This window comes from Vogesella fluminis (assembly GCF_014652335.1).
Lineage (GTDB): Bacteria > Pseudomonadota > Gammaproteobacteria > Burkholderiales > Chromobacteriaceae > Vogesella > Vogesella fluminis.
The window spans coordinates 25,250-41,855 of sequence record NZ_BMYP01000008.1 but is presented as its reverse complement, the minus strand read 5'-3'; the positions used below and the strand labels follow the sequence as shown (position 1 = coordinate 41,855).

The 16,606-nt window shown below is 63.5% G+C and carries 16 protein-coding genes and 2 tRNA genes; 7 read left to right on the top strand and 11 right to left on the bottom strand.

Annotated features, from left to right (window positions below; genetic code table 11):
• Positions 1–74 precede the first annotated feature (74 nt).
• A complete protein-coding gene (locus tag IE083_RS04395; RefSeq protein WP_189352414.1) occupies positions 75–737 on the bottom strand; it encodes an HAD family hydrolase in 663 nt (220 codons plus the stop codon).
• Between the two features lie 124 nt (positions 738–861).
• On the opposite strand from IE083_RS04395, the gene IE083_RS04390 reads away from it, so the two are divergent.
• From IE083_RS04390 to IE083_RS04380, 3 genes are all read left to right on the top strand, one after another.
• Complete coding sequence (locus IE083_RS04390) at positions 862–1,485, top strand: nucleotide-binding protein (RefSeq protein WP_189352413.1); 624 nt, start codon at positions 862–864, stop codon at positions 1,483–1,485.
• A 205-nt stretch (positions 1,486–1,690) separates the two neighbouring features.
• On the top strand, positions 1,691–2,641 hold the full coding sequence (locus IE083_RS04385; RefSeq protein ID WP_189352412.1) for a GMP reductase: 951 nt from the start codon (positions 1,691–1,693) through the stop codon (positions 2,639–2,641).
• 92 nt (positions 2,642–2,733) lie between these two features.
• Positions 2,734–3,084 (top strand): VanZ family protein, encoded by a 351-nt coding sequence (locus IE083_RS04380; protein WP_229799600.1) that lies wholly within the window; start codon positions 2,734–2,736, stop codon positions 3,082–3,084.
• 37 nt (positions 3,085–3,121) lie between these two features.
• On the opposite strand, the gene IE083_RS04375 is transcribed toward IE083_RS04380, so the two are convergent.
• Positions 3,122–4,252: a YbdK family carboxylate-amine ligase gene (locus IE083_RS04375; protein WP_189352411.1), complete on the bottom strand. Its 1,131-nt coding sequence runs from the start codon at positions 4,250–4,252 to the stop codon at positions 3,122–3,124.
• Between IE083_RS04375 and IE083_RS04370 the strand changes: the two genes are divergently transcribed.
• Complete coding sequence (locus IE083_RS04370) at positions 4,251–4,793, top strand: MarR family winged helix-turn-helix transcriptional regulator (RefSeq protein ID WP_229799605.1); 543 nt, start codon at positions 4,251–4,253, stop codon at positions 4,791–4,793. The two genes, IE083_RS04375 and IE083_RS04370, sit on opposite strands and share 2 nt — an antisense overlap.
• 86 nt (positions 4,794–4,879) lie before the next feature.
• Here IE083_RS04370 and IE083_RS04365 read toward each other — a convergent pair.
• Together IE083_RS04365 and IE083_RS04360 are read right to left on the bottom strand one after the other, a co-directional pair.
• Positions 4,880–4,956: transfer RNA gene (locus tag IE083_RS04365), tRNA-Asp, on the bottom strand.
• 5 nt (positions 4,957–4,961) lie between these two features.
• Positions 4,962–5,037 (bottom strand) — tRNA-Val (locus IE083_RS04360).
• Between the two features lie 217 nt (positions 5,038–5,254).
• On the opposite strand from IE083_RS04360, the gene IE083_RS04355 reads away from it, so the two are divergent.
• Positions 5,255–6,220, top strand: coding sequence for an acetyl-CoA carboxylase carboxyltransferase subunit alpha (locus IE083_RS04355; RefSeq protein ID WP_189352410.1), 966 nt, complete (start codon positions 5,255–5,257; stop codon positions 6,218–6,220).
• Complete coding sequence (tilS, locus tag IE083_RS04350) at positions 6,192–7,538, top strand: tRNA lysidine(34) synthetase TilS (protein ID WP_189352409.1); 1,347 nt, start codon at positions 6,192–6,194, stop codon at positions 7,536–7,538. Before IE083_RS04355 ends, tilS begins: the two co-directional genes overlap by 29 nt.
• 53 nt (positions 7,539–7,591) lie before the next feature.
• Here tilS and IE083_RS04345 read toward each other — a convergent pair whose 3' ends face one another.
• From IE083_RS04345 to IE083_RS15995, 3 genes are all read right to left on the bottom strand, one after another.
• A complete protein-coding gene (locus IE083_RS04345) occupies positions 7,592–8,005 on the bottom strand; it encodes a cytidine deaminase (RefSeq protein WP_189352408.1) in 414 nt (137 codons plus the stop codon).
• Between the two features lie 191 nt (positions 8,006–8,196).
• The gene (locus IE083_RS04340; RefSeq protein ID WP_189352407.1) at positions 8,197–8,553 is read right to left on the bottom strand and encodes a YMGG-like glycine zipper-containing protein; all 357 of its coding nucleotides are present in this window, start codon (positions 8,551–8,553) and stop codon (positions 8,197–8,199) included.
• A 124-nt stretch (positions 8,554–8,677) separates the two neighbouring features.
• A complete protein-coding gene (locus tag IE083_RS15995) occupies positions 8,678–9,202 on the bottom strand; it encodes a methylated-DNA--[protein]-cysteine S-methyltransferase (protein ID WP_189352406.1) in 525 nt (174 codons plus the stop codon).
• A 465-nt stretch (positions 9,203–9,667) separates the two neighbouring features.
• Here IE083_RS15995 and IE083_RS04330 point away from each other — a divergent pair, with 465 nt between their 5' ends.
• Positions 9,668–10,141, top strand: a complete 474-nt coding sequence (locus tag IE083_RS04330) for an Lrp/AsnC family transcriptional regulator (protein ID WP_189352405.1) — start codon at positions 9,668–9,670, stop codon at positions 10,139–10,141.
• A gap of 73 nt (positions 10,142–10,214) precedes the next feature.
• Here the strand turns inward: IE083_RS04330 and IE083_RS04325 are convergent, their stop codons facing one another.
• The 4 genes from IE083_RS04325 to IE083_RS04310 all read right to left on the bottom strand — a co-directional run bounded on the left by IE083_RS04325 (position 10,215) and on the right by IE083_RS04310 (position 16,532).
• Positions 10,215–10,472, bottom strand: coding sequence for an acyl-CoA-binding protein (locus tag IE083_RS04325; RefSeq protein WP_189352404.1), 258 nt, complete (start codon positions 10,470–10,472; stop codon positions 10,215–10,217).
• 396 nt (positions 10,473–10,868) lie between these two features.
• Complete coding sequence (locus IE083_RS04320) at positions 10,869–11,606, bottom strand: peptidylprolyl isomerase (RefSeq protein WP_189352403.1); 738 nt, start codon at positions 11,604–11,606, stop codon at positions 10,869–10,871.
• Positions 11,607–11,849: 243 nt separating this feature from the next.
• The gene (gene dnaE / locus IE083_RS04315; RefSeq protein WP_189352402.1) at positions 11,850–15,284 is read right to left on the bottom strand and encodes a DNA polymerase III subunit alpha; all 3,435 of its coding nucleotides are present in this window, start codon (positions 15,282–15,284) and stop codon (positions 11,850–11,852) included.
• Between the two features lie 159 nt (positions 15,285–15,443).
• Positions 15,444–16,532, bottom strand: coding sequence for a TRAP transporter substrate-binding protein (locus IE083_RS04310; protein WP_189352401.1), 1,089 nt, complete (start codon positions 16,530–16,532; stop codon positions 15,444–15,446).
• Positions 16,533–16,606: the final 74 nt, after the last annotated feature.

The following is a 16,606-nucleotide window of genomic DNA, read 5'->3' as shown; positions in this document are numbered from 1 at the left end:
CATGGGGTCAATGAGCATTCCGAAGGCGTTTTTAACGCGGTATCGCCGAAGCGCAGCAGACATTAGAGCAGGTTCTAAGCGTCCCGCAGCTGTTGCAGCAGTGCCCGCGCGGCAAACAGGTCCTTGCATACTGCCAGGGCCTGTTTTGCCATGCTGGCGGGCGGCTGCACGATGTCCGGCACGATGATCACCCGCATGTTGGCCGCCAGCGCGGCGCTGGCGCCGTGTACCGAGTCTTCCAGCACGATGCAGCGTGCCGGCGCCACCTGCAGCCGTGCCGCCGCCGCCAGGTAGATGTCCGGTGCCGGCTTGCTGTTGGCGACGTCGTTGGCGCTGACCACGTGCCGGAAGTAGGGAGCCAGCTGGCTGCGTTGCAGCTTCAGCTGTGCCAGCGGCCCCTCGGTGGCGGTGCCGACGGCGCAGGGGATCGCCTGCTGCCGCAGCCAGTCCAGCAGTGCGGTGATGCCGGGCTTGAGCGGAATGTCGCCGTGCTGCAGCTGCTGGTGGTAGTACTGTCGGTTCAGCAGCGCCAGTGTCGGCATGTGCGCGGACAGCTCGGGGTGCTGCTGCAGGTAGCGCAGGCAGTGCTGGTGGCTGAGGCCGACCAGTTGGTGCAGGGTGTCCTCGCCGATGCGGGTGCCCAGCTCACTGGCGGCATCGCGCCAGGCCTGGGCACAGAGCTGCTCGGTGTCGATCATCAGTCCGTCCATGTCCAGCAAAATGGCGTCGTACGGCATGGTGTGCTTATCCTTGTGTGGCGGGTGGGTGGGTAAAGCCGCGTGGTCAGCTGTCTTTTATCATAAAATGCCCGGCGGGTAGTGGCGTCGCCGCGACCGGCAAGCAAACACAGCGAAAGGTGTTATGGCGTATTCGATACTGGTGGCAAACCCCAAGGGCGGCAGCGGCAAGTCGACGCTGTCGACCAATATCGCCGGTTTTTACGCATCGCAGGCGACCAGGGTGATGCTGGGCGACATCGACAAGCAGCAGTCGTCGCTGAACTGGCTGGCGCAGCGTCCGCCAGCGGCGCCGGCGATCCAGGGCTGGCAGATGATCGAGGGCCTGGCCAAGCCGCCGAAGGACACCCAGGTGGTGATCCTTGACAGCCCGGCCGGGCTGGACGGCAAGCGGTTGCGCGCGCTGGTGAAGAAGGTCGATCGTGTCATCGTGCCGATCCAGCCGTCGCCGTTCGACATGTGGGCCAGCAGCGAATTCTTTGACGCCTTGCTGGCGGAAAAGGCGGTGCGCAAGGAGAAGACCTTCGTCGGCGTGGTCGGCATGCGTGTCGATCCGCGTACCCGCTCCGCACGCGAGCTGGAAAGCTTCCTGTCACGCTATCAGGTGCCGGTGCTGGGCTGGATCCGCGATACCCAGTTCTACGTGCAGGCCGCCGGCGCCGGGCTGACCCTGTTCGATCTGCCGCCGGCGCGGGTGCGGCGTGATATCGAGGCGTGGCGCCCGATCCTGTCCTGGCTCGACAATTAGCGCTTGACGCCCCGATTTTGCGCCGCGTATAGTCAGAACCGTTTGCCCTGCGCCCGCTCGCGCCGCAGGGCGGGAAAATTGCAAGCGAAAGCCGCCCGGCTTTCGCTTTTTATTTGGGGGCTCCCGAAACAGGCACTGCTATCCGGAACGGCGCTGCCGCATCATTTTATGAATGCTTTCCCGAATGCAATTGGAGTAACAGCTGATGATCAACACCGAACTCAATTACGGCGATGTCTATCTCGTTCCGAAAAAAACCGTCGTCGACAGCCGCAAGGAGTGCGACACCTCGGTGCAGTTCGGCCCGCGCCGTTTCGCGATGCCGCTCTATGCGGCCAACATGAAGAGCGTGGTCGACGCCGAAACCTGCGAATACTTCGCGCGCCGCAACTGGTTCTACACCATGCACCGCTTCAATATCGATGCCGTGGGTTTCGTGCGCGACATGCAGGCCAAGGGTCTGTTTGCCTCGATCAGCGTCGGTGTCAACGACGATACATTGCAGCAGCTGGCCGCATTGCAGGCTGCCGGGCTGAGCCCGGAATACATCACCCTTGATGTCGCCAATGCCTGGTGTGTGAAGGCGGAGCAGATGATCCGCTTCATCAAGCGCGAGTTCCCGGCCAGCTTCCTGATCGGCGGTAACATCGCCACCGCCGAGGCGGCGCGCGAGCTGCAGGACTGGGGCTGCGACGCAATCAAGGCCGGCATCGCCGGCGGCCGGGTGTGCATCACCAAGAACAAGACCGGCTTTCACCGCCCGATGGTGGCCACAGTGCGTGACTGCGCCGCCGCAGTGTCGGTGCCGGTGATCGCCGACGGCGGCATCGTCGAGCACGGTGACGTGGCCAAGGCGCTGGCCTGCGGCGCGAGCATGGTGATGGCCGGCTCGCTGTTTGCCGGCTACGACGAATCGGCGGGTGAGATCGTCGAGATCGACGGCAAGCATTACAAGGAATACTTCGGCAGCGCCTCGCAGTTCAACAAGGGCGAGTACAAGAACGTGGAAGGCAAGAAGATCCTGGTCGAGTACAAGGGCAGCATCGGCCGCCTGCTGCAGGAACTGCAGGAAGACCTGCAGTCGTCGGTCAGCTACGCCGGCGGCCGCGAGCTGTCCGCGCTGCGCACGGTGCAGATGATCGCCGTCGCGCACTAGGACGGTGAGGGCCCGGTCTGCCCAACCGGCAGGCCGGTCCGGTTGTGGCTGCGCGGTGACGGGCGGCACGCTTGAAACAAGGTGAGGTCGTGTTGTCGCTCCCGTTACGTCACAGCCTGGCCGCCGCCAGCTGGTGGCTGTTTTCCGTTTACCTGTTGTTGCTGAAGCCGGCCGGTGCACCGTCGGCGATTCCCCATTTCGACAAGCTGGGCCACGCGCTGCTGTTCGCGGTGTGGGCGTGGCTGCTGGCGCGCAGCCTTGCCGCCCGCCAGCGGCCGCCGTTGCGGCCAACCTTGTGGCTGTGCCTGGCCTGGGCGCTGCTGTCCGAGCTGGCGCAGGGCAGCCTGACGTTGACCCGCAGCGCGGAGGCGGGCGACGTGGCGGCCGATATGGCCGGTGTGCTGATCGGCCTTTACCTGTGGCGGTGGGGCAAGAGCCGGTAGGTTGCGGCCAACGTTGGCCGCAATATGGCAGCAGGCGCTAGCCGGCTACCGGCTGCCACAGATCGGCCGCCTCGCAAACGAGCTGGGGGCAGCCAAGGCCATTGGCGGCATGTTCGCGCAATAGGCTGTAGTCGCCGTGGCGATGGTGGGCGCGCTGTGCCAGTCGCCCCAGACAATCCCGTGCATGCTGGCCGGAAGCATAGGGAGACAGCTGTTGCAGCAGGTCGAGGATGGCGGGTGCCAGCGCAATGCGCTTGCCGCTGCGTACGTCGTGGATGTCGGCTTCCAGGCCGAAGCGGGCGGCCTGGAAGCGGTTGAAATCATAGACGCAGTACAGTGCGGCACGTCCTGGCTGTGGTGGCCGTTCGTCCAGCAAGTAGCGCACCAGTGTTTGCACCAGTGCCGCCAGTGCCACGCTGTGCAGAATGTCCAGCGGGGTATCGAAAATGCGAACCTCGACCGTGCCGTACTCCGGTTTGGGGCGGATATCCCAGTACAGGTCTTTCAGGCTGCTGATAATGCCGGCATGCTCCAGCTCGGCAACGTGGCCCTGGAATTCCTGCCAGTTGCGCACGAATTGCGGCAGGTGCCCGCTGCAGGGAAAGGCGCGTACGATATTGCTGCGCGACGAGGCAAAGCCACTGTCCTCACCCTGGAGATAGGGAGAGGAGGCGGATAGGGCAAGAAAGTGCGGGATGTAGTAGCTTAGCGCATGCGTCAGCCAGATGGCGGTATCGCCATCCGGGCAGCCGACATGCACATGCTGGCCGAAAACGGTGAACTGCCGTGCCAGATAGCCGTAGTGTTCGGCGAAATGCCGGTAGCGTGGAAAGTCGGAGATCCGGCGTTCACGCCAGTCCTGGAACAGGTGGGTGCCACCGCCGCAAGGCCGTACGTCCAGCAGTGCGGCGGCTGCGCATAGTTGTGCGCCCAGCTGCAGCATTTCAGCCTCCAGTGTGGCGCTGTTGTCATGAATGCTGCTGTTTAGCTCCAGCATCGAGCAGGTAACCTCCTGTTTGAAGTGTCTGGCCGTTGTGCTTTGCTGTAGCGTATGTAATATTGCGTCGGCGCGAGGCGCAAGGTCGAGCGTTTGTTTGTCGATCAGCTGGATCTCCAGCTCCATGCCCAATGTCGCGGCGGTACCGGCCAGGTATTCCGTGTTCAGCATGTTCTTCTCCTCTGTTATTTTATTTTGCACAAAACAAATGTCCTGTTCCAGTGAGTTACCAGTGGCCGATAAAGTTCCCGTGATGGCGTTAGATGTTCTGCAGCGCTTTCGTGTCGTTTTCCGCTCCGCGCAACAGCACTCTGCCAATATCGAGGCGCAACTGGGCGTCTCTGGCGCACAAGCCTGGGTGCTGGCTGAATTGCATGAAGCGGGACCGTTGCGTGCCGGAGAGTTGGCCGCGCGCCTGGCGATCAAGCCGGCCACGCTCAGCAATATGCTCAGCCGGCTGGTGGCGGCCGGACTGGTGACGCGTATGCGCAGCGAGCAGGATCAGCGGGTGGTGCAGGTGGCGTTGAGCGAGCAGGGGGCGGCATTGATCGGCAAGGTGGCGGTAGCGCCGCGTGGCTGGTTGCCGGAAGCGCTGGCGCGTCTCAGCGGCAGTCAGCTGCAGCAACTGGCAGATGGACTGGATGACCTGCTGGCGGTAATGGGCGGGGCTGACCGGCGGGCTGCGGGCAAGCCGTTGCCGTTTACCGAGTAAGATGGCGGCCCCACTTCGTAACGGGCGCGGGGTGGTATCGGAAAAGCAAAACCCATTCATGCATACATGAATGGGTTTTGTCTGGTTGGCGGAGCGGACGGGACTCGAACCCGCGACCCCCGGCGTGACAGGCCGGTATTCTAACCAACTGAACTACCGCTCCAACCGTGGTGGGCGTTGACGGAGTCGAACCGCCGACATTCTGCTTGTAAGGCAGACGCTCTACCAACTGAGCTAAACGCCCGAATGCTGTCTGCTGTGGCGCATGTTTGCTGCGCCGTTCAGCGAGGAGGCGAATTAAAGCACAGCTTGGCCGGGGCTGCAAGGGGGCGGCTGCAAAATTTGAACGGATAGCCGTTTTTACACATCTGAGGACGTTTGCATTTTGTCGGACAGGGTGGTGCTCATCGCTCCGGCCTCATGCTATCATTGCCGGATTACCCCGAATCGGAAATGTATCAATGAAGCCGACCTTTCTCGATTTTGAGCAACCGATTGCCGAGCTCGAGAACAAGATAGAAGAACTCCGTTTTGTTCAGGATGACTCCGTGCTGGATATCTCGGAAGAGATTTCCCGCCTGCAGAAAAAAAGCCAGGAGCTCACCAAGACGCTCTACAGCAAACTGACACCTTCCCAGATCGCCATCGTGGCGCGGCATCCGCAGCGTCCGTACACGCTGGATTACATTGACGGCCTGTTTACCGACTTCCAGGAAATGCGCGGTGATCGCGCCTTTGCTGACGACCCGGCCATCGTTGGCGGTCTGGCGCGTTTCAACGGCCGGCCGGTGATGGTGATCGGTCACCAGAAGGGCCGCGACACCAAGGAAAAGATCGCCCGCAACTTCGGCATGCCGCGTCCGGAAGGCTATCGCAAGGCGCTGCGCCTGATGCGCACCGCCGAGAAGTTCGGCCTGCCGGTAATGACCTTTGTCGACACCCCTGGTGCCTATCCCGGCATCGGCGCTGAAGAGCGCGGCCAGTCCGAGGCCATCGGCCGCAACCTGTACGAGATGGCGCGCCTGAAGGTGCCGGTCATCGTCACCGTGATCGGTGAGGGCGGCTCCGGTGGTGCGCTGGCGATTGCGGTCGGCGACTACGTCAACATGCTGCAGTACTCCACCTATTCGGTGATCTCGCCGGAAGGCTGCGCTTCCATCCTGTGGAAGACCGCAGAGCGCGCCGGTGATGCCGCCGAAGCGCTGGGCATTACCGCACCGCGCCTGAAGTCGCTGGGCCTGATCGACCGCGTGGTGAACGAGCCGCTGGGCGGCGCCCACCGCGATCACGCCGCGATGATGACGGCACTGAAGCGCGCGCTGCAGGAGCAGCTGAAAGAAGCCGGCGCCCGTGGCCTGGATGAGTTGCTGAAAACCCGCTTTGACAGACTGATGAGCTATGGCCGCTTCAAGGAAGACGCCGCCTGACCTGCTCGACACGCTGATCCAATACTGGCCGGACGCTTTGTCCGGCCAGTGTCGTTTGGAGCTGGCGTTGTCGGGCGGCATGGATTCGGTGGTACTGCTGGATTTGCTGTGTCGCTGGCGTGACGAGCGCGGCGGGCCGGCATTTTCGGCACTGCACGTGCATCACGGCCTCAGCGCGCAGGCCGATGACTGGGTGCGCGCGTGCGAGGACTGGTGCCGTGCGCGCCAGGTGCCGCTGCGCGTGGTGCGGGTGGCGGTGCGGGCCGGTGGCGGCGACAGCCTGGAGGCCGAGGCGCGCAAGGCGCGCTATCAGGCCTTTGCCGACGGTGGCGCCGACGTGATCGCGCTGGCGCATCACGCCGACGACCAGAGCGAAACGGTGCTGCTGCAAGTGTTGCGCGGCGGCGGGCCGCGGGCGCTGGCAGCGATGCCACTGCTGCGCGAACACCAGGGCCGGCAATTGTGGCGCCCCCTGCTCAAGGTTGGCCGCAGCGCGCTGGCGAGCTATGCCGCGGCGCGGCAGCTGCAGTGGGTGGAGGACGACAGCAATGCCGATACCGATCATTACCTGCGCAATTTCCTGCGCCACGAGGTGATGGGGCGCTTGCGCCAGCGCACGCCGGCACTGGACAGGCAGCTGGCACGGCTGGCGCAGCGCATGGCCGACGCCGCCGAGATGGTCGACACCCTGGCGGCGATGGATCTGGCGCAGGTGCAGCGCGGCCGCGAGCTGGACCTGCCGGCGCTGCTGGCACTGTCGGATGCGCGTCAGCGCCACGTGGTGCTGGCGTGGCTGACGCAGCTGGGGCTGGCGTTGCCGAGTCCGGAGTCGCTGTACAGCTGGCTGGCCCAGGTGCGCAGCGCCGCCCCCGCCACGCACCCCTTGCTGGAGTACCAGTCGCTGGTGCTGCTGCGCTACCGGCAGCGGCTGCTGGCCTTGCCGCGGGTGGCGCCGCAACCGTGGCCGCTGTGCTGTGTCGTCGGCGAGACGCTGCGCTTGCCGCACGGCGAGTTGTCCTGGCGCCGCGCGCCGGGCGGCCTGCCGGACGACTGGCAGGGCCGCTTGCTGGACGTGCTGCCGCGTTCCGGCGGCGAGAAACTGCCGCTCAAGGTTGGCCGCAAGCCGGTGAAGACGGTGTTCCAGGAGGCCGGCGTGCCGCCGCAGCTGCGGCTGGACTGGCCGTTGCTGGAGGACGACGCCGGCGAGCTGCTGGCGGTGCCGTCACTGGGGGTGTCGGTGCTGCACGCGGCGGCCGGCGAGGGCTGGTGGCCGCAGTGGCTGCCGCTGGCGATCGTCAGCCGGCCGGCGGGCGACTGAGCACTGCCGCCACATGACACAGCGCCAGCAGCGATGCTGGCGCTGTTGTTTTGTCAGCCGGCGTCGCTCAGGTTTTTCGGGCCGAAGGCGCCCGGCAGCAACTGCGACAGCGTGGTGTCGATGACGTCCGGGCCGTTGCAGATGGCACGCACCGCCATGTCGGGGCCGAACTCGTTCAGCACCTGGCGGCAGGCGCCGCAGGGCGGGGTCGGCACGTCGGTGGGGGTGTAGATGCACACCGCCAGCACCGCTTCCATGCCGGCGGCGCGGGCGCTGAAGATGGCGGTGCGCTCGGCGCAGTTGGTCAGGCCGAAGGAGGCATTCTCCACATTGCAGCCGCGCACGATCCTGCCGTCGGCGCTCAGGATCGCAGCGCCCACGGCAAAGCGGCTGTACGGCACATAGGCGTGGCGCGCGGCGGCACGGGCCTCGCGGGCCAGGGTGTCCCAGTCGATGAAGTCGGTCATCGGACTATCCTTTGTTGAGGGGGAGGTGATCGTCCTCTTGCCGCCGGCGCTTGTCAATGCGCGGCCAACGTTGGCCGCAGGCCGGGGAGATCAGGGGGTGGGCGCGGGCCGTGCGGCGGACAAGAAAAACCCTGCCGGGACGATGGGGGAGTCCGGGCAGGGTGTGCCAACACGCGGGCGGTGTGTGGCGATCAATCGCGCCAGTCGCGGCGATGGCCATGATCGTGGCGATGATGCTTGAACTTGTGATGCTTGAACTTGTGGTAGTGGGCCGGGCGGTAGTCGCGCTCGTAAACGTAGACCGGGCGGGCCGCCGGGCGTACGATTACCTGTTCGCGCACCGGACGGGTCAGGATCACGCCGGTGGCGGCGCCGATGGCCCCGCCGACCACGGCACCGTCGTGCCCGCCGACCGACTGGCCGATGGCGGCACCGGCTGCGCCGCCGATGGCGCCACCGATAACATGGTCAAGATCACCGGCATGAGCGGTGGCGGCACTCGTTGCCAGCACGAAAGTCAGACCGGTCATGATGAGTGATTTGCGCATGGTGCTTCTCCTGTTGCATTACGTGATGGCAGTGTAAGCAGCAGAAGAAAACCGTGGTCGGCGGTTTTGTATCGACTCTGTGACGCTTTGTGACGGCGGCCGATGCAGACGATGCTTGCGGTCGTCAGTGGCCGGTGCCGGGCCCGGCAAACAGTGCTGCCGGTGTGTGGTCAAGCTCGAATTGCAACAGCGCCGCCTTCAGCGGCAGGCCTCCGGCATAACCGGTAAGCTTGCCGCTGGCGCCGATCACGCGATGGCAGGGCACGATCAGTGCGATCGGGTTGGTGGCGTTGGCACGGCCGACGGCCCGCGCCGCGCCAGGGGCGCCGATACGCTGTGCCAGCTCGCCGTAGCTGATGGTGGTGCCGAACGGGATGCGCAGCAGCTCTGCCCATACCCGTTGCTGGAACGGCGTGCCTTCCGCTGCCAGCGGCACGCTGAAGTCGCGGCGCTGGCCGTTTTCGTATTCCTGCAACTGCGCGGCGACCGTGGCCAGTGCGGCATCGTCACGGACGATACCCAGCGCAGCCGCGCGTTCCAGCTCCCGTTCGACATGGAATTCCAGCCGCTGCAGTGCACCGGCGGTATTTCGCCATGCCACCACCGTACCGAAGCGGGTTTGGATAATGCCGTAGCAGTGGTGTGGCATGGAGGGCTCCCGGAGGGCGTGATGATGAGACGCCAGTGTCGCCAAGCCGGTGCATCTTGTCCAGCCGCTCTTGGCATTGTTTCCCGCTGCGCTTGCCAAAGGACATGCGGCCAACCTTTGGCGTGAAAGGTTGGCCGCAGCCTGCTGCCAGATTCCGCGCCGGCAGCATTTATTGTCCCCGGGCATGGCCCCCGGTCGCTGGTGCCAGTTATCGCCGGCTGGCGGATTGTGTCCGTCTTGTGGCGCTTGTCGCCGGATGGGCGGCCTGTCTGCAGTACCGGCAGGGAGGTGTTGCCGGCGTGGCTGACGGCTGGTAGCTGCCAGGCTGCACTGGTTTGAACCATGAACAGACTGTAACCCGTGCACCGCGGAACAGGCTTTCTAATGCGCTATCGCAAAGTGCTATCTTGTGCAGGATATTTTTGTTATTTTCATTTTTCTGGAAAATATTTCACGGAAATGAAAATGTCGGAAAACAATCACGCCATCAGTGCGCAGGACCGGAAGATTCTGCGCGAGTTACAGCGCAATGCACGCCTCAGCAATGCCGAGCTGGCCGAGCGTGTCGGCATGTCTCCGTCGGCATGCTGGAACCATACCCGGCAGCTGGAAAACGATGGCTACATCCAGGGCTATGTCGCGCTGATCAACCAGCAGAAGATGGGATTGCCGGATACGGTCATGATCGAGGTTACCCTCAATGCGCACGAGGAAGACACCCTGGCGCGTTTCGGTGAGGAGTTGGCGGCGCTGCCGGAGGTGCTGGAGGCGCATCTGGTATCGGGTGAATACGACTACCTGATCAAGGTCGCCGTCGATGGCACTGCCGGCTATGAGCGTTTTCTGCGCGAAAAGCTGTACAGGATTTCCGGCATCCGCCACAGCCGCTCGCACTTCACGCTGCGCTGCATGAAGAGTGTGCCGTCGGTGCAGGTGTGAGCGTTGCGGCCAACCCTGGCCGCAACGGTGCGGTGTCAGGCCGGCCTTGTCGGGTTGTCGGCGGGCAGCTGCGTCAGGCCATCAGCGACTTGACGACATTGACGTAGTTTTGCATGGCTTCTTCGCTGCTTTGGCCTTTCAGTTTTTCCCATGCGTCGTACTTGGCGCGGTTGATGAAATCCATCATGCCCGGACGTTCGCCGCTGACATCGCCAGCCGTGGCTTGCTTGAACAGGGAGTACAGCTGCAGCATGGTCTGGTTGTCCGGGCGTTCGGCCAGGGTGGTGACATCTTTTTGTGCTTGTTCAAACTGGGTTTTCAGATCGGACATGTTGACTCCTTGCGAAAGTGGCCGGCACGCATGGCGTGCCGGCTTGATTGGTGTGTTGTTTGCCCGGCAAGGCAGCTGTGTCAGGTTGCCAGCCCTGCATAATTTACCATGAAACGATTGTTTGAAAACGGCTTGATCGCAGGTGTCGGCATGGTTTTGCCTGAGAACCTGTTCAAGGTCTTTTTGCGGCTGCAAAAAGACTTTGAACAGGCTCTGAGACGGGCAGGGCGATGGCCGGTTTCGTTTTCCTGTCTTGCGGACTGGTGGCCGTGCCATCGTGCGGTATGGTTTGCCGCCGGGAGGGGGGGGAGTGCCGAAAAGCCGCACCCGGCAGGGTTGCCGGGTGCGTGGTGCGGTCCAGGGTGTTGGCCGCGACAAAGCAAGTATTAACAAGCCCTAGTTCAGGCCGGGCATGGTGTAGCCTTCGATCTTGGCGGCGCTGACCAGTTTGGTCAGGTAGTCGTGCATTGCCTGACGGCCGGCCATTTCGTTCAGGTACTGTCCCAGGCGGTCCTTGATGTCGTCAAAGGCGAGCTGGCCGCCTTCGTTGCGTGCGTTGACCTGGATGATGTGGTAGCCGAACTGGGTCTCTACCAGGTGCGGGGTGATGTGGCCGGTGTCGGTACCGAATACTGCCTGTTCGAATTCCGGCACCATCTGGCCACGGCCGAACTGGCCGAGGTCGCCGCCCTGCTTGCCGGACGGGCAGGTGGAGTGTTCGCGTGCCAGATCGGCAAAGCGCGACGGGTTGGCCTGTACTTCGGCTAGTACACCTTCTGCCTTGGCGCGTGCCAGGGTGGCGGACAGCTCATCGCCGCTACCCAGCGGGAACAGGATGTGGCTGGCCCGGGCGCTGTCGCCTTGCTTGAATTGCTGCGGGTTGGCCTCATAGAAGGCGATGCAGGCGGCTTCGTCGGCTGGAACGAATTGCAGTTCCTTGTCGAGCAGGGTGCCAATGGCCTGGCCTTCGTTGGCGGTGTCGAAACCGCTTTCCCGGGCCTGTTGCAGCAGCAACTGGTGTAGTACCAGTTGCTGGATTGCGGCGTCACGCGGGCTGGGGGTGTCGGTGTGGTTTTCCAGCTCGGCTTGTACCATTGCGTCGGTAATTTCAACGCCGTTAACGATGATGGCCATGAGGTGTCCTGTCTGATGGTGGCAGCGTGGTGCCGGTTTTGAAAAATTCAGTGCAATGCAGGTGGGGCTGACGGCGGGAATCTCAATCCTGCGCCGCCGGTTTTCCTGCCATGGTTTGCGGCCAGCCTTGGGGGATGGTTCGCATGCCTGCCGTGTGCAGGCTGGCGGTTCCTGAAAACTGCGCGCCATGTTAGCACAGCGGGTACGTGCCGGCATGCGGCCAACGTTGGCCGCATGCCGGGCTTACCAGAGAACCCTGACCGTCTCTTCGCCCAGCCAGTCCTGCAGTGTCAGCAACAGGCCGTCATCGAGACGTACACCCCATTCCGGCGGCAGCATTAGGTCGCCGCAGGCCTGGCCGTTGTTATAGCTGATGCGTACCGGGCAGCCGGCATCCTCGCTACGGTACGGTGTCAGGATGTTGCGCAGCGTGGTCACGTCGTGGCGCCGGTCCATCCGCACGGCCAGGCTGCGTGCATAGCGGCTGCGTGCCTCGCCCAGTTCGTACAGGCTGTCGGCGATGATGCGCATGCCGCCGCTGAAGCGGTCCTCGCTGACCTTGCCTTCCACCACCAGCACCATATCGTCTTTCAGCTTGTTGCGGTTGGCGTCGAAGGCCTCGGCGAACAGGCTGACTTCCAGCTTGGCGCTGCCGTCGTCAAGCGTGATGAAGGCCATCTTGCCGCGGTTGCCGACCTTGGTGCGGATGCCGGTGACGAAACCGGCCAGCAGCTGTGGTTCGCGCTTGGGTGCGAGGCGTGCCAGCGGGGTCTTGATGAAGCCGCGCACTTCCTTCTCGTAGGCCGAGAACGGGTGGCCGGACAGGTAGAAGCCGATGGCGATCTTCTCTTCGGCCAGCTGGATGGCGGCCGGCCACGGCTTGCACGCCACCATGTCGACACCGGGGGCGCTGCCGTCGTCGAACATGTCGAACAGGCCGCCCTGGTTGGCGTTGGCCGCCTGCTGTTCGGCGGCGGTCATCGCCAGTGCCACGTTGTTGAACAGCAGCGCGCGGTTGGGCTCGATGCTGTCGAAGGCGCCGGCGCGGATCAGTGCCTCGATCACCCGTTTGTTCACCAGCTTCTTGTCGGTGCGGTTGCAGAAGTCGAAAAGGCTGTTGAACTTGCCGCCTGCATTGCGCACCGCGACGATATGGTTGACCGCGGCTTCGCCGGTACCCTTGATGGCACCCAGCGCATAGCGGATGTGCTTGCGGTCCATCGGCACGAAACGGTAGAAGCCGTGGTTGACGTCCGGTGGCAGGAAGGCAAGGCCGTTCTTGTTGTCACTGGCGTCGTCGTAGAACACCTTCAACTGGTCGGTGTTGTCCAGTTCGGTAGACATGGTGGCGGCCATGTAGGCGGCCGCATGGTGTGCTTTGAGCCAGGCGGTGTGGTAGGCCACCAGCGCATAGGCCGCGGCGTGCGACTTGTTGAAGCCGTAGCCGGCGAACTTCTCCATGTAGTCGAAGATCTCGTTGGCCTTCTCCTCGCTCAGGCCCTTGCCGGCGGCGCCGTTCACGAACATGGCGCGTTGCGCCACCATCTCCTCGACCTTCTTTTTGCCCATGGCGCGGCGCAACAGGTCGGCGCCGCCCAGGCTGTAGCCGCCGCACACCTGCGCCGCCTGCATCACCTGCTCCTGGTACACCATGATGCCGTAGGTCGGTGCCAGCACCGGCTCCAGCAGCGGATGCAGGTACTCGAACCTGGCGCCGTGCATGCGCTGGATGAAGTCCGGGATCAGGTCCATCGGGCCGGGGCGGTACAGCGCGACGAAGGCGATGATTTCCTCGAACTGGCTGGGTTTGGCCTCCACCAGCATCTTTTTCATACCGGTGGATTCAAACTGGAACACGCCGGTGGTGTTGCCGCTGGCAAACACCTTGTACGCCAGTTGGTCGTCGAGTGGCAGCTTGGCCACGTCTACGTCTTCGCCGCTCAGATCCTTGATGTACCTCTGCGCCAACTCGATGATGGTGAGGTTGCGCAGGCCCAGAAAGTCGAACTTCACCAGGCCGATTTGTTCTACGTCGTCCTTGTCGTACATCGATACCGGCGCGGCACCGTCGCCGCTGGCGATGTACAGCGGGCAGAAGTCGGTGAGCTTGCCGGGGGCAATCAGCACGCCGCCGGCGTGCATGCCGATGCCGCGGGTGAGGTCTTCCAGCTTCATCGCCAGCTCGATCAGCTCGCCTGCACCTTCGCTTTCGATGGTTTCGGCAATCTGCGGCTCGGCGGCCATCGCCTTTTCGAGGCTCAAGGGCTTGTTGGCCTCCAGCGGGATCAGCTTGGACAGCTTGTCGCACAGGCCGAACGGCAGGTCGAGCACGCGGCCAACGTCGCGGATCACCGACTTGGACGACATGGTGCCGAAGGTGGCGATCTGGCTGACGGCCTCCTCGCCGTACTTGCGGCGGGTGTATTCGATCACGCGCCAGCGGTTTTCCTGACAGAAGTCCACGTCGAAGTCGGGCATCGATACCCGCTCCGGGTTGAGGAAGCGCTCGAACAGCAGCGCGTACTTCAGCGGGTCGAGGTCGGTAATGCTGAGGCTGTAGGCCACCAGCGAGCCGGCGCCGGAGCCGCGGCCCGGGCCTACCGGGCAGCCGTTGGCCTTGCCCCACTGGATGAAGTCGGCCACGATCAGGAAGTAGCCGGGGAAGCCCATCTGGATGATGGTGTCGCACTCGAACTTCAGCCGCGTGTCGTATTCCGGGCGGCGGCGTTCGCGCTCGGCCGGGTCCGGGTACAGCTGCGCCAGCCGCGCATCCAGCCCGCGCTTGGCTTCGTATACCAGGAAGTCGTTCAGCGTCATGCCGTCCGGGGTGGGGAAGTCCGGCAGGTAGTTTTTGCCCAGCACCACGTTGATGTTGCAGCGGCGGGCGATCTGCACCGTGTTTTCCAGCGCTTCGGGGATGTCGGCGAAGCGCGCAACCATCTCATCGCCGGACAGGAAGTACTGGCAGTCGCGGAAGTCGCGCGGGCGGCGTTTGTCGCCCAGGGTGTAGCCTTCGGCAATGCACACCCGGGCCTCGTGCGCCTTGAAGTCGTCCGGGGCCATGAATTGGATGGGATGGGTGGCCACCACCGGCAGACCGGTCTCGCCGGCCAGCCACAAGGTGGACTGCACGATGTTTTCCACCTGCGGGTTGTCCAGCCGCTGCAGTTCCAGATAGAAGGCGCCGGGGAACAGCCGCATCCAGTATTCGGCGCGGCTGCGCGCCTCATCGGCGTTGCCGTTGGCGAACGCCACGCCCACGTCGCCGAGGTGGGCGCCGGACAGGCACAGCAGGTTGCTGTTGTCGCCTTCTTCCAGCCAGGCGCGCTTGATCTCGGCGCGGCCACGGTACTGGTTATAGGTGAAGGCGCGGGTCAGCAGCTCGCACAGGCGGCGGTAGCCCTCGCGGTTTTTCGCCGTCAGCAGCAGCCGGTACGGCTGGTCGCGGTCGTCCTCGTTTTCCAGCCAGATGTCGCAGGAGACGATAGGCTTGATGCCCTTGCCGCGGCAGGCCTTGTAAAACTTGACCATGCCGAAGATGTTCATCAGGTCGGACATGCCCAGTGCCGGCATGCCGTCCTTGACGGCGCGCTTTACGGCATCATCAAGGCGTACGATGCCGTCGGTGATGGAAAATTCGGAGTGGAGACGTAGGTGGACAAAGCGCGGTGAGTTCATCGCGCCATTGTAGCGGGGCAGGGCTCGGGCGTCATGCCCAGTTGCCGGCGATGATGGAAACGCAGGGCCACTGCACTGGCATGCACCGGGGAGAGACCAAGGTGGTTTTGCATGGCAGAAACCGCGCCCGTGGCGCGGTTTCCGTGACAGATGGCGGGCTTACTTGACGCGGTTGGCGTACATGAAGTTCTCCATCTTGCTCTCGGCCAGGTTGAACCAGCCGTGTTGCAGGGTGCGGAATTTCTTCCATTCGATGTAAATTTTCTTGAAATCCGGATTCCTTGCCGCTTCCTGTTCGTACAGTTCAAAGGCGGTTTTTTGTGCGGCTTTCATCACGTCGGCCGGATACTGGTGCAGCTTGGTGCCTTTTTGCAGCAGGCTGACCAGCGCCACCGGGTTTTTGGCATCGTACTCGGCCTGCATGCTGATGTTGGCTTCGGCGGCCGCAGCCTCGAAAGCGGCTTTGTATTCGGCAGGCAGCTTGTCCCATTCTTTCTTGGAAACGTAGAAAGAGATGTTGGGACCGGGTTCCCAGAAGCCCGGATAGTAGTAGTGCTTGGCGACCTTGTAGAAGCCGAGCTTCTCGTCATCATAGGGGCCGACCCACTCGGTGGCATCGATGGTGCCTTTTTCCAGTGCCGGGTAGATGTCGCCACCAGCCAGGGTTTGCGGTACCGCGCCCAGCTTGGCCATGATCTCGCCGCCGAAGCCCGGAATGCGCATCTTCAGGCCCTTGAGATCGGCCAGCGATTTCACTTCCTTGCGGAACCAGCCGCCCATCTGGGTACCGGTATTGCCGCCCGGGAAGTTGACGATGTTGTACTTGGCGTAGAATTCGCGCAGCAACTTCATGCCGCCACCGTAGTACAGCCAGGCATTCTGCTGGCGCGAGGTCAGGCCGAACGGCATGGTGGTGTCGAAGGCGAAGGTCTTGTTCTTGCCGACATAGTAATAGCCGCAGGTATGGCCACATTCGACGGTACCGTTTTGTACCGCATCCAGCACCTGGGTACCCGGCACGATCTCGCCACCCGGGAATACGCGGATCTGGAACTTGCCGCCGGTCAGCTCGGCCACGCGCTTGGATAGCTGCTCGCCGCCGCCGTAGATGGTCTCCAGGCTTTTCGGGAAGCTGGATGCCAGACGCCAGCGGATGGCCGGGCTGTCTGCAGCCAGTGCCGATGCCGATACCCCGGCACCTACCAGGCCGGCTGCACCGGCTTTTTTCAGAAACGAACGTCTTTCCACCGTAATCTCCTTTGTGTTGTGCTTGCTGTGTGTCCCGGGCGATACATGCCGCCTGAGGATGTTATCGGTAATGC

Bases quoted from the DNA above. Each gene is read 5' to 3' on its own strand.
- IE083_RS04395 (WP_189352414.1), bottom strand. From the start codon at position 737: ATGCCGTACGACGCCATTTTGCTGGACATGGACGGACTGATGATCGAC.
- IE083_RS04390 (WP_189352413.1), top strand. From the start codon at position 862: ATGGCGTATTCGATACTGGTGGCAAACCCCAAGGGCGGCAGCGGCAAG.
- IE083_RS04385 (WP_189352412.1), top strand. From the start codon at position 1,691: ATGATCAACACCGAACTCAATTACGGCGATGTCTATCTCGTTCCGAAA.
- IE083_RS04370 (WP_229799605.1), top strand. From the start codon at position 4,251: ATGTTCTTCTCCTCTGTTATTTTATTTTGCACAAAACAAATGTCCTGT.
- IE083_RS04375 (WP_189352411.1), bottom strand. From the start codon at position 4,252: ATGCTGAACACGGAATACCTGGCCGGTACCGCCGCGACATTGGGCATG.
- IE083_RS04355 (WP_189352410.1), top strand. From the start codon at position 5,255: ATGAAGCCGACCTTTCTCGATTTTGAGCAACCGATTGCCGAGCTCGAG.
- tilS (WP_189352409.1), top strand. From the start codon at position 6,192: ATGGCCGCTTCAAGGAAGACGCCGCCTGACCTGCTCGACACGCTGATC.
- IE083_RS04345 (WP_189352408.1), bottom strand. From the start codon at position 8,005: ATGACCGACTTCATCGACTGGGACACCCTGGCCCGCGAGGCCCGTGCC.
- IE083_RS04340 (WP_189352407.1), bottom strand. From the start codon at position 8,553: ATGCGCAAATCACTCATCATGACCGGTCTGACTTTCGTGCTGGCAACG.
- IE083_RS15995 (WP_189352406.1), bottom strand. From the start codon at position 9,202: ATGCCACACCACTGCTACGGCATTATCCAAACCCGCTTCGGTACGGTG.
- IE083_RS04330 (WP_189352405.1), top strand. From the start codon at position 9,668: ATGTCGGAAAACAATCACGCCATCAGTGCGCAGGACCGGAAGATTCTG.
- IE083_RS04325 (WP_189352404.1), bottom strand. From the start codon at position 10,472: ATGTCCGATCTGAAAACCCAGTTTGAACAAGCACAAAAAGATGTCACC.
- IE083_RS04320 (WP_189352403.1), bottom strand. From the start codon at position 11,606: ATGGCCATCATCGTTAACGGCGTTGAAATTACCGACGCAATGGTACAA.
- dnaE (WP_189352402.1), bottom strand. From the start codon at position 15,284: ATGAACTCACCGCGCTTTGTCCACCTACGTCTCCACTCCGAATTTTCC.